Consider the following 13,722-nt stretch of genomic DNA (forward strand, 5'->3'; position numbering starts at 1 on the left):
TGGACTTGGTTAGAAAAGTTTAACGGCGCAAAAAGGCAAGCAAATCGCTGCTTGTGCAATACACAACGACTGCTTGCCACCTTAATTGATCACATTGCTGAACAGATTAGCGATAAATTGAAGACCTGAAGAAGAAGCATTTTGCAGCACCTCGGAGGTTGAATCAGCGAATCGATTGACTGCTGGTTTCGATGCATCCTCATTTAACAGCAGCTTTTGCTGCAACTCCTCCTTCTCCTTCAAAAGTGCCAGTCGTTTCAACTCCGCAATTTCTTCTTCTAATACGGCGATTTCCCGCTCAATGGCACTTCCGCTTGCTTGGCCTTGCTTCACGGTCTCATTCGTTTGCAGGTTAGACGCTGCTTCAGGAGCTTCACGCTCAATTGGAATCAAGCCTGCTCCCTCGATTGATTGTGCAGCTGTAGCCGTACCGTCTAGCGGTCCATATACTCGCTCGATTCCAGATGAGGTCATTTCCAGCATATAAAGTGCTATGATCGTTATCGCGCTCCCGATAATTAGCCACTTCCAAGCATTGCTCCGAAACATTCCGAACACCTTCCTCACTGAGCTTGCTCCTCTTCATGAATTTGAGCAATGACATCAGCCAGCGCTTCAGCTGTCCGATAGCATTCCTCCAGGGTATTGTCGATTCCACCCACTTCAATCAGTACACTTTGATTTGACAGTGATTGGTTGTACTCTGCATTTCCGCTATTAGCATTTTTACCCCAAATGCCTCGAGATAAACCAGGATATTGCTCCTCCAGCTTCTCATGTATTTTAAGAGCAAAGGCCTCGTTCTCCTTCCAATTCGGATTGCGCTGTCCGATTATGAAATAAACCTGAGCATAGCTGTTTCCATTAATTTCGGCTGTCGTATATTTTCTTGGTTGAGAATCGCGATGCAGGTCGAAAATGTATTGCAGCTCATTGTTGCTGGCTATCGCTTCTCTTACCGTTTTGCGAGAATATTTGTAGCTGTACGCCCATTCATAATCAGGAACCTCTGTCGGATAATCGGTATCTGACACCATCGAGCCAAGGCCACGCTTTTCAAGCTCCTCTGCTAGCCGTTGGCCTACCAACGTAATGTTCGTATTGGAGGACTGCGCATCTCGCTCATTTGGTTTTAACTCACTATTCCATGATTCTCGATTATGCGTATGATAAATAAATGCGACAGGCTTTGATTGTTCTCCTGAGGTGTGCTGTCCCTTTTCCTGTTCAGGTCCACCCTCAGAAGCTGATTTGTTTGGCTCATGACTGCTCGGCGATCCGCTCCCAGTTTGCTTCTCTGCTTCGTCCAGCAGCTTGTCCAAGTATTGATCATCTATCGGCGCATAAGCAGCACCCTGATCATCCTGAGGAGCTCTTGCCGGATCAGCCCCTGCACCGCCATGAATCAATGTTGATTGCTCCTCAATACTGCTGTACAGCATTTCACTTGCTACGATGCTAGCAGGGTCCAGCAATGATACATTCGTTATTTTTTCCATGATCCATAACCCAAGCTTATGAAATGTAAAGGTGTCCAGCTGCTGATTGGCTGCATAGTATGGCAACTCCTCTGCAAGCATGGATTGCAAGGTCGCTTGCTTAAATTCGACGGAAGCAAGCTTGTTATCATTTTGTTTTGCGGCTACTTCATGACGCATATATGAACCTAATCCAATAATTAGGACAAAAACAATCGACAATGCCATCAAACTTAAAAACGTTTTGGCATATCCTTTAAGCTCCTTCCATTCCTCCACACTGTTCCATTGTTCAAGCGTTGTATTAAGCTTTAGTTCTCGTTCCATTGCTAACACCCTCTCCGGTTGTTTTCTATCAATCTACTTCTACTCTATGAGATCTCTCACACAACTAGAACTATAGATTTGAATTTAATAGAGTCATTAACGCGTTAGCCAAATCAAAAAGCCGAATCGAAGCATCTGTGCTTGGATTCGGCTATATGACATGATAGGTGTTGCTGTATGGATTACGTTTTGGTTGGCGTGTTTAGGGCGTGTCTGAAAACCCGTTCAGACACGCCCTAATTAACTTAATGGGTGTATGCAGCAACATTACTGCTGTCAATCGCTTCATGCAGTGCTGCATTCAAGCCGCTTGCAATAATATTGCCGATATCCTCAATAAACTCATCAATGTCTTTTGGCGTTACCAGCAAATTATGACCGACAGGCTCCAAAACTTCTTTTACAAAGGTCAATCGCTCGTCCTCACTCATTTGATTCAATAAGCCAAAGATTTTGTCATTGTCGCCATTATGGTTAGCCAGATGGTTTCGCATCAAATCAATTGTGTTGTTTACAATTGTAGATGCATACAGCACCGTTGGCACACCAATTGCAATAACGGGAACACCTAACGCTTCCTGCGTTATGCCTTTTCGCTTATTTCCTATTCCAGATCCTGGATGAATTCCTGTATCCGCAATTTGAATCGTCGTATTAACCCGTTCAATTGACTTAGAAGCCAATGCATCAATTGCAATAACCAAATCAGGCTTTGATTGATCAACGATACCTTTTACAATTTCGCTTGATTCGATACCAGTTGTCCCCAGCACGCCTGGAGAAACCGCGCTTACAGGACGATAGCCAGGTGCTACATCATTTGGCATCAGCTCAAAAAAATGTCTGGTCACGACCACATTTTCAACGACAATCGGTCCTAGTGCATCCGGTGTAACGTTCCAGTTTCCTAAACCAACAATTAATATTTTTGCATCCTTGTTTATGTTCGAACGCTGTAGGAAGAGTTCAAATTCTTTTGCCATATGGGTAGCAACTCGATCCTGCACAGTTGTATCGCCATTACGCAGCTGAGGCACCTCAATCGTGATATATCGACCTACCATTTTACCGATAGCCTGTGAGCCTGCCTGATCCTGCACGTGCAGACGTGTAATTAAAATTCCATTATCCTCAAACATCTCTCTCTCTATTCCTGGCAACGGAGCCGCAGTAAGCTCTGTAGCCATCTCAACAGCTTCAAGTGCAAGATCAGTTCGCACTTGATAAGCAGACAAATCAAGCTGTGACATTAAAGTTTCCTCCCTTGTCTAATCACTACACTGGTATTGTTTGCCCATTATAAACAATTCATTCACGTCCTATTTATTGAATCTGACCGCTCCACTCTTGCATTTTAGCTGACCACATGCTAATATATTTTAAGTTGTGTTGATAAGGTTTCTGGAAAAAGAAACGCTTTGACTAGTTTAGGAGGTGAATTCCATGCCAAACATTAAATCCGCGATTAAACGCGTTAAAACGAATGAAAAACGTCGCGCACTGAACGCTTCTCAACGTTCTGCACTTCGTACTGCTGTTAAAACAGCTGATCAAGCTCTTGTAGGCACTGATGTTGAAGCAGCAAAAGTTGCTTTGATCAATGCTTCGAAAAAATTGGACAAGGCTGTTACAAAAGGCCTAATTCATAAAAATGCGGCTGCCCGCAAAAAATCTCGTCTTGCTAAAAAACTTAACGCACTAAGCGCTCAAGCTTAATAGCCGATGAACCTAAACCTCGCCTAATGGTCGAGGTTTTTTATCTTTAAAAAATCAGCCGGTCCCATTATCATTGCAGATGGGGACCGGCTATCGTTTCGTCAAACTAATCCGCCCAAAGCTCGGCTATCGAACTATCCATTTGGGCTTTATATTTCTCTACCACAGTAGAAACGGAAATTCCTTCATTAAGCTCTTCCACTATTTCATAATAAGGCATGTTTGGGTATCCATCGATAATCTCGAGAAATCTAACGTTTTTGACAGTTTCTCTTGCATTGTTAACATCCTCTTCCGTCGCAAAACGTTTTTCAAACCCTGCCTGATGCGGATATTCGTACACAGACTCAATATCGAATATCTTCTCATACAGATATAAAATTTTATCTGGGTCTTCCACGGTCTTCGGAATTGTCAAATAGCTCGGCGAGGTTACAAAGCCATGATACATGGTCGCGCTAGGACCTTTAGGAGTTGGGAGAAAACCGAGATCATAATCAGACATGTCGGTATTCAATGAATCCATGTCATAATCTGCTCCAAAGAACATAAGCGTATTTCCTTGTGTAAAGAATTGCTTCGGTTCCGTCCAATCTCCGCCTTCTGTCGGCCTCACTACTTGCTCTGTCGCAAGCCTTGACATAAATTCCAGAACTTCTAAAGTTTTGGGATCCTCGAGCCCAGACTTGCCGTCAATTACAAAATTGGCACCGGTATTGGAAGCCAAAATAAAATTAAATGGAGCAGATGCAAGCCCCCATGTGTCCAGCTTTCCATCATTATTGGTATCCCAATTTGCTTCTTTGGCAACCTGTAAAAAAGTTTCCCAGTTCCAGTTATCCTCGTCTACATATTCCTGCAGAGGTTTCATCCCTAGCTGATTCATGAGAGTGCGGTTGTAGATAACGCCCCGAGCTGAAGAATTTATCCCTGATTTGAACCCGTATCCTCTTCCATTGTAATAGGAGTATTCAAAGGTATCTTGTTGAAGAAACACATCTGTATTAGCTACGTATTCGTCAACAGGCCAAAACAAATCCAGCTTGGTCAGTGATGGGATCATCTGTCCCCTAGCCAAGCGAATAATATCTCCGACTGGCTGTCCAGCCATTAGCGATGCCGTCACTTTTTCCTGGTACTCACCGAGATCGATTGTAATAAATTCCAATTCGAAATTGTGCTTCTCCTTCAATGCCTCCAAATTCGCTAATCTTTTTGCACCATCAGGAGTGTCATCCTTGATCGTTTCGTCATAGCTGCTCACCCATGTAATTACTCTACCACCCAAATCAAAATCCAACTCCGGTGTCGCGTTTGGATTAGTCTGTTCCAGTTCATCCTCGCCTAACGTAGTGTTTCCTGCTTCATTACCTCCTCCGTCTACATTCGTTACGACGTTATTAGCTTCGGTTCCGTTGCTTCCGCTGCTGCATGCCGCCGCGAAAACGATCAACAGGCTGCACAGCAATAAAAACAATACTTTTCTAACTACCATTTCGATTCCCCCTTATCTCTCTTTAGCGAGCGCTTACAAAAAGATGTGAATTCCTCACTTTAATACCTTGATTATGAAAGATATCAAAATTTAGGAATTCCTTTTGGATTATACTATCTACTCTGATGAGTAACCATAGCGGATATCAAGAAAATTTGTAATTACTCAATTAAAGAAATAAACGTAAGTGATCATATTAATAATTAATATGATGTTGATGGAAGTAATCGCAAGCACTATCCCTAAAGCTCTCTTTCGATACGAAAAAACTGTCCATCCTACTAAGCAGCATGATAAAAAAACTAGCCTCTATTGTAAAAATAAAGACTAGTTCATGTTTTGAGATTATAGTTGTGATTATGACAGCTTCCTGTGAAAGGACAACGAATAGCTGCTGCCAAGCGATAAAATAAACAGCTCTAGCCCAAGCGCTTTATCTACTCGTCCAGTCTTCATGCTGTAGTCCAAATCAGCTAATGAGCTTAAAAGCTCCGCCAACCGCTTTTTAGAATAGCTGCTTGCTTTTTCAGCTGCCAGCTTAACTGCGTACGGATGTGCGCCAATCATGCCTGCGATTTGCTTTGGACTATATTGTGCCTCCTCAAGCTCTTTGATGTGAAGCATCATCCGCAGTTGACGAACGATTAATGCAATAAGCTTAATTGGCTCCTCCTTGCGAATCAACAGCGCCTTGTACATAGCAAGCGCTTCATGTAATTTTATGTTAACAATCATATCCACTAGTGCGAATACGTCTTCTTCAATCGTAGCTGAGATCAACTGGTCAACAAGCGCTACAGTGATCTCCCCTTGATCGCCAACATGCAAACAGAGCTTGTCCAACTCCTGAGACAGCTGCTGCATCGACATTCCGATTCTTCGCATTAACAGCTCTGCTGCATCTGGCGTTATTTCTCTGCCTTGTTCTCCAGCTTTTTTGCGCAGCCATTGAATAAGCTGTATATAATCCAGCTCTGGGAAATGAACAATGACCTTGCGGTTCTTTAAGCTTTTTACAAGCTTTTTACGTTCATCAAGCTTCTCAGCTGACACTATAAATACGATAACTGTACTTTCCAGCGGATGGTCCATGTAATTCAATAACGCCTCTGGCCGATGCTCAAGCTTGGAATTTTCTTTAGCAGCAGCACTGAATATTGAGCTGTCCTTTACGATAATCAGTTTCTTTTCTACGAAAAAAGGAGCCGAATCTGCTTCAACAACTATCTCGTCTAATGTTGACTCCTGGGTATCAAATTTAACGATGCCCATATGCTGATCCTCATTCTTAAACATTCGATTTTTGATCAGCTCAACAAACTGCTCAATGCGGTAGCGATCCTTGCCGTATATTACATACAGCGGCGAAAACCGTCCCGCATTTACAGCTTTTATTGCCTCCGTTGCTTCCATTCCGAACCTCCCAAGCAGTTATCGTCAAAAGTGTACCATTGACACAAAGATTACGCAATGATTCCAGCAGCAAAACAAAGGGATGACCTTGCACGAGGCAGGCATCCCTTTGTTATATGTTAACATTCCTAGCCAGTTCCATGGCACTAGCTATAGAATGGTCTGACGACGGCTTAGACCTGTCGTAAGACGTTGACATATTGTAATATACGCAAGAACAACTTAATGTGTTACTCGATTTCGTCATTTATTTTAATCGTGAAGCTGTGTGATTCACCATTCACATCTATGACTTCGTACATAAATGACTTACCTTCCATATCCCAGCCTAACAGTGTAGCTGAACCTGCTACACTCATATCCCAAGTGCGCAGCAATTGACCCGTACTTGTCTCATACAAGGCTATTATATGCCCCTCAAACTGAACATAGACGTGTTCGTCAGGAGAATAATTTTTTTGAACCTCCGGCTGAAACCCGGCAATCCCGTGATCCTGTGATCCAACCATATTTCCGGCATCGCTACCTTGGTTTCCTGTTATTCCAAAACCGCCTTGATCTATTGGCAATGTTGGTGGCACTTCAGCAAACTCTTCTTCTCGAAAATAGCCTTGATTGCCTCGTGGCGAATCAATGGTAGCAGTAGGGCCTTCCGTCGAAGCTGGATGTTTGGGTTCAGCTGGCTTATCAGCAGACTCAAACGAATTGTCCGGATTTCTAGTCATTTCTACAGTACCTGTTGAGGTCCTGTTATCCTTTTCCTTTTCTTCCACCTGTGGCTGTAAGCCTCCAGTTGGCGAAGACATTGGTTCAATTAGATAGTCTCCCGATTCCTTGCTGGCAATATCTTGCATCATCATATTATGATAAGCATCCGCACCGTCAGAAGCGGCCTTAGACATTTGCATTACATCACCTGGCTCCGCAATGCGTGTATCTGTAGATAGCGCCACCTCATAGGCAAGATCTTTGGATGATTTGGAGTTTCCTACAAGGCTCGACATCACGAACACAACAGCTGCTGCTGCTGCCACACTCGCTGCCGTAGTCGCCCAGCGCATCCAAGGAGAATATTTTTTGGCTGCTGCACTTCGTTGGCGATCAATCGCATCCAGCTCAGGCAATATGGAATCTACAATATTTATCGATGGCGTTACACGAGGCAGCTGTTCAAGGCTTCCAGATAGCAGGGTTAGTCTCTCAAACAATTCTTTACAATCCTTGCATTCACTTAAATGCGTCATTAAAGTCGTCAGCTCTTGTTCATTCAGATCAAAATCCAATTGTCGCTGCATCAATTCACCTACTTCAGTGCAAATCATCCCCTAACACCACCTTTCTGATAATCTTGTAGCAGTTGCTGTAGCTGTTGTCTCGCTCGGAACAAATATGACTTGACGGTATTTAACGGCAGATCTAAAGAAGCCGCTATTTCATTGTAGGAAAAATCTTGTAAATACCGTAAAACAACTACTGTTCGATGATGTTCAGGTAGCTGCTCTATCGCTTGTCTTATATCTTCCATTGCGAAAGCGGCGAGCACATCATGCTCAACATTACTTTTTTCCTGAAACACTAGCTCATGTTCTTCAATTGATACTGTTGGTTTTGTGCGTCTGAACTTATCAATACAAATATTTGTAACGATTCGCTGTACCCATGTCTTAAACTGAGCCTTCTCCTCATAGGTATCAATCTTCGTATAAATACGAATCAGTGCTTCCTGTGAAGCATCGAGTGCATCCTGCTCATTGTTTAATATATAGTAAGCGGTTCGATACACATGGTTTTCAATTTCTCGCAAAAGAGTGACTAATGCTTCTCGATCACCCGACTGAGCCGCTTTAATTAGCGTTGGCTCTACCACGTGAAAGCTCCCCCTCTCATGCAACCTTACTGACGACGTGATTAGCTCAAAGGTTGCAGCTTTTATCAAATGTTATCATTATTTTATAAGTAAGCGATGAAATCTGATTTTTTTCATACTCCACCAACTTAAAGCATATCAAATAATGCAACATTCGTCACCGTCTATTTCCATTTTCGGTAATAGAGGTCATTAGACTCTACTTGAAAATTGATTTCACCTTGTAAATCCGTTCTCAACACATGACTTTGGTACTGCGCCAATCTTCCTAACACATCCGGATGCGGATGACCATAATGGTTATTGCGCCCTGCAGATATAACGGTCGTTTGTGGCTGCATGTAAGACATCCATGAATAATCCGTCGAATAACGACTGCCGTGGTGAGCTGCCTTCATGACAGCTATGCGAGGCAATGGCTCGACCAGCCCTTGCTTCAGTCGCTCACTAAACTCATCTATGATTTGTTCCTCTGTCTCTTTGCCAATATCGCCTGTGTATAAAAAGGTAGATTGATAGATCGTAAGTAAAAATACGATACTTTGTTCATTTTGCTTTTTAACTTCCTGAAGTTGAAGTGGAGATTGCTTTAACGGCCACAGCATATCGATTGTCGTGTAGCGGTCAATCTCGATGCTCTCTCCTATAAGCGGGGTACGCAAAGAGATGTTTTTCTCCATCACAAGAGCGAACAGCTTCTGCGCGTCGTCTGTTGCATTGTAGCTTCCATTCCACCACATTTCTTTAATTGGAATCGTATTCACAACTTCATACAGCCCACCAATATGGTCGCTGTCCAGATGAGAGATTACCAACAGGTCAATATGATGTACGCCCCGCTTCATTAATAATGGCAGCAGAACTTTTTTTCCAACTTCAAACGGATCTCTCCTTTGCTTCCATGCTTCCTGCTCTCCAAATGAAATCGTTCCTCCTCCATCTATAAGTATGATTTTTCCTGTTGGTGTGCGAATCAGGCTTGCATCTCCTTGGCCGATATCAAGAAAGCTAACTGAAGCAGTTCGATCAAGTGCCTGCGGCATGTAAGCATATAGCAATAACGAGAGAACGACACTGAAGCTAATTACTCCGCGATAGTGTTTTTTTATCCAGCTAGTTGACTGTGGCAGGTGAATCATATCATCAATAACACCTATCGGCTCAGTTTCCTCCGTACTTACTGCTTGCGCAGAATTTCTCGATAAAAGCCCTCTTGTCCGCCATAAATAAAAAATAAATATCCAGGTCGCGTACCACAGCATAATCCATACAATAGGAGGTGTGGCCCAAATCGTATGAAGCTTTTCTATTTCTCCTAATAGCTTAACGATAACAAATGTTAGCTCATTGCACCAATGGACAATGCTGGAAATCGGCTTTGCAATAACGATCGAAACATGACCCAAAAAGAGAACAAAAAGTGCAAGTGGCATAATAATCATGCTTATAAATGGAACGAGGAAGAAATTAGCGACGAGTGATAAGAAATGAAATTGATTAAAATAGTAGATGGTGACGGGGAAGGAGATAATTTGCGCCACTACCGTTATCGAGAGCAGATCAGTAGCCCACTTCCATTTTTTTGCGCTTGGAAGCACGCTTTGAAATGCAGGCACTCCTATCATTATTCCGAGTGTTACAATAAATGAAAGCTGAAAGCTCACATTATGAATCATATAAGGGTCCCATAAAATGAGAATACCAGCGACAGCTGAAATAATATGCAGACCATCCTTTAGCCTTCCAGCGCGCGCCGCAAGCAATCCAATCATAGCCATCATTCCGGCACGCAACACAGATGGCGACGCGCCAGTTAACGCAATATAGCAAGGAATTGCCAGAAGAAGGAAAGATATAATGCGCTCCTTGCTTAATCGCAGCATTTTTAATAAAGCAGTCATCATATACATAAAAACAGCGACATGCAGGCCAGAAATCGCTAATATATGAGTAAGTCCTACTGTAGAAAAGCTCCGAAATTGCTCCGGGTCTAAATCCGATCTAATCCCAAGTGTTAATCCCTTTAAAAATCCGCTCTCTTCAGGTGAAAACATCCTATCAAAAGGTGCACTTAAATGCTCACGCAAAACATCAACGCCATGAAGCAACCGAATTGGATGCCAGCTTGTTTCGATTACCTCAACATTGCTGCTGCCGCTGCTTTTCCACAGCCAATGGATGCCTTGTCTTTTTAAATACAATTGATAGTCAAATGCACCTTCATTGCTTGCTTCTGCTGGAATAGATAAGTCTCCCGCTAGTTGAATGGCACTTCCGCGAGTCCACAATCGCGCTTGTTCCAGCTCTTCTTCTGCTTGCAACGTCACATGCACCATAAATACTTCCTTTTCATAAATCGTATAATCAAGCTCATGCAATACAGTTTCTGAGGATTGAAAGGTAAATTTCACGCTATTTCCGTCGATATCCACATTACTTACAATCATACCTGTCGCTTGGACTGATCCACCTTCCCAGTTTTCAGGCAAAGCGGTTACATTGCGCTGGTCTACTATGTACCGTTCTGCTGAGCCTGCAATAAATAAAAGCAGAAGCAGGCCCAGCATGCTCGCCGTGCAGTGCTTTAGAAGCAGCGTGCAAGCAAGCAGCATAAGCAGCGCGAGAAGTACAAGCAGCCAAATGTCGATTTTTTGCATCGATGCTGCCAAATGTCCGAGTAAAAACGCAATAACGAGATAAATGATTGGTCTTTTTTGAATCAATAGGTACACCTCCAACAAAAAAAGAACCTAGACACATCGTCCAGGTTCTTCCTTAACCTTGCAACCATTATTGTTTTATATCCATTGCCGCATGCTCAGGCGGTTCATACATATTCAATGAGCGAAATATGATTCCTGCTTGCTTCATCAAGTGTCTTACCTTCTGGTCATCCTTTAAGTAGGGTCTATGAAACACGATTTCATTTATCCCGCTATTGGCGAGCATATTCGCGCAGGTCCAGCAAGGCTGATCTGTAACATAGACAGTAGAGCCTTCACGATCAATGCGGTCAGTAAACAGCAGTAAATTTTGCTCGGCATGAATGGTGCGTATACAACGCTGCTTCTTCACCATCTGCTCTGCTCCCTGATCATTCAATACCAGCTCGTACTCTTCCGAAATCATGCAGCCTGCTTCCTCGCAATCCTCAATCCCCATCGGAGCACCATTATAAGCTGTACCTAGCAATTTTTTCCCTTGAACAAGTACAGCTCCGACATGCCTGCGGTGACATCTTGAACGTGTCGATACCATGTAGGCAATATCCATAAAATAAGTATCCCAGTCTTTACGAGCATGCTCTTGATGCTTGCTTTTCATGTTGATCTTCCCTTTCGTGCAATTCATGCTAGCACTATTATAAGCTCATCTACGTCAGGTTGCAAAGCAACGGCATGTTTGAAGCGATACTACGCCTGACTTGCAGCAATTGCTTGCTCCAAATCAGCCAATATATCATGGATTCCTTCTGTACCGACAGACACACGAACCATGCCAGGCTGAACGCCAGCAGCAATCTGCTCATCCTCCCCTAGCTGTTGATGCGTTGTGCTGGCAGGATGAATAATTAGCGACTTGGAATCACCTACATTCGCCAAATGCGAGAATAGCTGCACGGAATTAATGAGCTTTTTGCCTGCTTCTATGCCGCCTTTTATGCCAAAGGTCATAATAGCACCTTGTCCTTTTGGCAAGTACTTTTTCGCAAGTCCATAGGATGGATGGCTCTCCAAGCCTGGATAGTTAACCCATTCCACCGCATTATGAGCCTCTAAAAACTTCGCAACTGCCAGCGCATTTTCACTATGACGTTCCATACGCAGATGAAGCGTTTCCAAGCCTTGCAGCAGCAAAAAGGCGTTAAATGGCGACAATGCCGCGCCTGTATCCCGCAGCAGCTGAACACGAGCTTTGATGATATAAGCGATAGGGCCGACCGCTTCAGTGTATACAACGCCATGGTAGGTTGGATCAGGCTGAGTCAAGCCAGGGAATTTACCGCTTGCAGCCCAATCGAATTTGCCGCTATCCACAATGACACCGCCAATCGATGTCCCATGTCCACCGATAAACTTCGTAGCAGAGTGCACTACGATATCCGCGCCATGCTCAATCGGTCGGCATAGGTATGGGCTTGGGAATGTGTTGTCCACAATAAACGGAATCCCATGCTCATGTGCAATAGCAGCGACAGCTTCCAGGTCGATAATGTCGCCTTTAGGATTACCGATCGTTTCAGCAAATATAGCTTTCGTCTTTTCATTGATATGTTCGCGGAAATTATTCGGATCAGCAGGATCAGCGAAGCGAACTGTAATTCCTAGTTTTTTTAATGTGTGCGCAAATAAATTATACGTTCCACCGTACAAGCTGGTCGCGGATACGATCTCATCTCCAGATTCCGCAATATTCAAAATGGCATACGTAATCGCAGCTTGTCCAGAAGCGACTGCCAAAGCTGCGGCACCGCCTTCGAGTTGAGCTACTCTGTTTTCAAATACGTCTGACGTTGGGTTCATAATACGAGTATAAATATTACCAAATTCAGCTAATCCAAATAAGTTAGCTGCATGATCCGTATCGCGGAAGCCATAGGATGTTGTTTGATAAATGGGAACAGCACGCGACATTGTTGTAGGGTCAATGGTTTGACCTCCGTGAATCGCTAGTGTTTCAAGAGAGAGCTTTTTTTCCTCTGACATAAAAAACATTCCTCCTAAAGTGGTAATATATTCAATTAACCATCACTCATTTCCATTATGACTGAATTAAGGGTTGGCTACAATACTATCTTGAATACCAGCAAAAAGTTTTTCACCGATCCCTTTTACCCGTTTAATATCCCCTATTGATTTGAAGCTGCCTTTGCGTTCACGATCCTCTACAATCGCACTCGCCTTCGATGGACCTATCCCTTTCAGCTGTTGAAGCTGCTCTGCGGTGGCTCGATTAATATCGATCTTTCCATCCTGCTCTGCTGCTTCGCTTGCCGGCGTAGGCGTTCCCCCTTGATCCGCTTGCCCTTCTTGAGCATCGTCATCTTTAGCTGCCTGATCCTCTGCTGCCTGACCCTGAGCGGCATCCGCATTTGATTCTACTTGTGTAAGGGCTGGCATCTCCTTCGGCAGTTGTTCATGCGCAGCCTCATTAGCAGGCTGTGCCGCCAGCTGCTCCTGCCAATATTGCTGCAGCAGCTGCTCTATCGGAATTTCTTCAGTTTTGGCTGCTTTGCCCATCTGCATGCAGAGTGCAATGACGACACAAATAAAACCAGTACATAAAATGCCTAATAAAATTAAGCGTAATCGATCAGAATCGCTTTTAATCGATAACATCGTCTCTCATTCCTTTCATAACTTTGACATAAGATACAAGCGTTAACGAATACGATAGGATATGAATAGAGCTTTCGCACTTTCACT

At 43.5% G+C, this 13,722-nt stretch carries 12 protein-coding genes; 1 reads left to right on the forward strand and 11 read right to left on the reverse strand.

Annotated features, from left to right (window positions below):
* Positions 1 to 81: 81 nt before the first annotated feature.
* The 3 genes from ACFP56_RS07540 to gpr all read right to left on the reverse strand — a co-directional run bounded on the left by ACFP56_RS07540 (position 82) and on the right by gpr (position 3,055).
* Positions 82 to 549 carry a hypothetical protein gene (locus ACFP56_RS07540; protein WP_379232884.1) on the reverse strand — a complete coding sequence of 156 codons (468 nt, stop codon included), beginning with the start codon at positions 547 to 549 and terminating at the stop codon, positions 82 to 84.
* 14 nt (positions 550 to 563) lie between these two features.
* Positions 564 to 1,805 carry a stage II sporulation protein P gene (spoIIP, locus tag ACFP56_RS07545; RefSeq protein ID WP_379232886.1) on the reverse strand — a complete coding sequence of 414 codons (1,242 nt, stop codon included), beginning with the start codon at positions 1,803 to 1,805 and terminating at the stop codon, positions 564 to 566.
* Between the two features lie 245 nt (positions 1,806 to 2,050).
* Complete coding sequence (gpr, locus tag ACFP56_RS07550) at positions 2,051 to 3,055, reverse strand: GPR endopeptidase (RefSeq protein ID WP_379232889.1); 1,005 nt, start codon at positions 3,053 to 3,055, stop codon at positions 2,051 to 2,053.
* 193 nt (positions 3,056 to 3,248) lie between these two features.
* Between gpr and rpsT the strand changes: the two genes are divergently transcribed.
* Positions 3,249 to 3,521 (forward strand): 30S ribosomal protein S20, encoded by a 273-nt coding sequence (gene rpsT, locus ACFP56_RS07555; protein ID WP_379232891.1) that lies wholly within the window; start codon positions 3,249 to 3,251, stop codon positions 3,519 to 3,521.
* Between the two features lie 106 nt (positions 3,522 to 3,627).
* Here the strand turns inward: rpsT and ACFP56_RS07560 are convergent, their stop codons facing one another.
* The 8 genes from ACFP56_RS07560 to ACFP56_RS07595 form a co-directional block, all read right to left on the reverse strand.
* Complete coding sequence (locus ACFP56_RS07560) at positions 3,628 to 5,016, reverse strand: ABC transporter substrate-binding protein (RefSeq protein WP_379232892.1); 1,389 nt, start codon at positions 5,014 to 5,016, stop codon at positions 3,628 to 3,630.
* Between the two features lie 357 nt (positions 5,017 to 5,373).
* Complete coding sequence (gene holA, locus ACFP56_RS07565) at positions 5,374 to 6,429, reverse strand: DNA polymerase III subunit delta (protein WP_379232894.1); 1,056 nt, start codon at positions 6,427 to 6,429, stop codon at positions 5,374 to 5,376.
* A 230-nt stretch (positions 6,430 to 6,659) separates the two neighbouring features.
* Positions 6,660 to 7,751: an anti-sigma factor family protein gene (locus ACFP56_RS07570; protein ID WP_379232896.1), complete on the reverse strand. Its 1,092-nt coding sequence runs from the start codon at positions 7,749 to 7,751 to the stop codon at positions 6,660 to 6,662.
* Positions 7,748 to 8,296, reverse strand: a complete 549-nt coding sequence (locus ACFP56_RS07575) for an RNA polymerase sigma factor (RefSeq protein WP_379232898.1) — start codon at positions 8,294 to 8,296, stop codon at positions 7,748 to 7,750. The genes ACFP56_RS07570 and ACFP56_RS07575 overlap by 4 nt, the downstream gene beginning before the upstream one ends.
* A 164-nt stretch (positions 8,297 to 8,460) precedes the next feature.
* Positions 8,461 to 11,019 (reverse strand): DNA internalization-related competence protein ComEC/Rec2, encoded by a 2,559-nt coding sequence (locus ACFP56_RS07580; RefSeq protein WP_379232900.1) that lies wholly within the window; start codon positions 11,017 to 11,019, stop codon positions 8,461 to 8,463.
* Between the two features lie 67 nt (positions 11,020 to 11,086).
* Positions 11,087 to 11,620, reverse strand: a complete 534-nt coding sequence (locus tag ACFP56_RS07585; protein ID WP_379232903.1) for a deoxycytidylate deaminase — start codon at positions 11,618 to 11,620, stop codon at positions 11,087 to 11,089.
* A gap of 89 nt (positions 11,621 to 11,709) precedes the next feature.
* Positions 11,710 to 13,002 carry a homocysteine synthase gene (locus ACFP56_RS07590; protein WP_379232905.1) on the reverse strand — a complete coding sequence of 431 codons (1,293 nt, stop codon included), beginning with the start codon at positions 13,000 to 13,002 and terminating at the stop codon, positions 11,710 to 11,712.
* Between the two features lie 66 nt (positions 13,003 to 13,068).
* Positions 13,069 to 13,635, reverse strand: coding sequence for a ComEA family DNA-binding protein (locus ACFP56_RS07595; protein WP_379232907.1), 567 nt, complete (start codon positions 13,633 to 13,635; stop codon positions 13,069 to 13,071).
* Positions 13,636 to 13,722 lie beyond the last annotated feature (87 nt).

Source organism: Paenibacillus septentrionalis (genome assembly GCF_042659865.1).
Lineage (GTDB): Bacteria > Bacillota > Bacilli > Paenibacillales > Paenibacillaceae > Pristimantibacillus > Pristimantibacillus septentrionalis.

Coding starts and splice junctions, on each gene's coding strand:
- ACFP56_RS07540 (WP_379232884.1), bottom strand. CDS start 549: ATGTTTCGGAGCAATGCTTGGAAGTGGCTAATTATCGGGAGCGCGATA.
- spoIIP (WP_379232886.1), bottom strand. CDS start 1,805: ATGGAACGAGAACTAAAGCTTAATACAACGCTTGAACAATGGAACAGT.
- gpr (WP_379232889.1), bottom strand. CDS start 3,055: ATGTCACAGCTTGATTTGTCTGCTTATCAAGTGCGAACTGATCTTGCA.
- rpsT (WP_379232891.1), top strand. CDS start 3,249: ATGCCAAACATTAAATCCGCGATTAAACGCGTTAAAACGAATGAAAAA.
- ACFP56_RS07560 (WP_379232892.1), bottom strand. CDS start 5,016: ATGGTAGTTAGAAAAGTATTGTTTTTATTGCTGTGCAGCCTGTTGATC.
- holA (WP_379232894.1), bottom strand. CDS start 6,429: ATGGAAGCAACGGAGGCAATAAAAGCTGTAAATGCGGGACGGTTTTCG.
- ACFP56_RS07570 (WP_379232896.1), bottom strand. CDS start 7,751: ATGATTTGCACTGAAGTAGGTGAATTGATGCAGCGACAATTGGATTTT.
- ACFP56_RS07585 (WP_379232903.1), bottom strand. CDS start 11,620: ATGAAAAGCAAGCATCAAGAGCATGCTCGTAAAGACTGGGATACTTAT.
- ACFP56_RS07590 (WP_379232905.1), bottom strand. CDS start 13,002: ATGTCAGAGGAAAAAAAGCTCTCTCTTGAAACACTAGCGATTCACGGA.
- ACFP56_RS07595 (WP_379232907.1), bottom strand. CDS start 13,635: ATGTTATCGATTAAAAGCGATTCTGATCGATTACGCTTAATTTTATTA.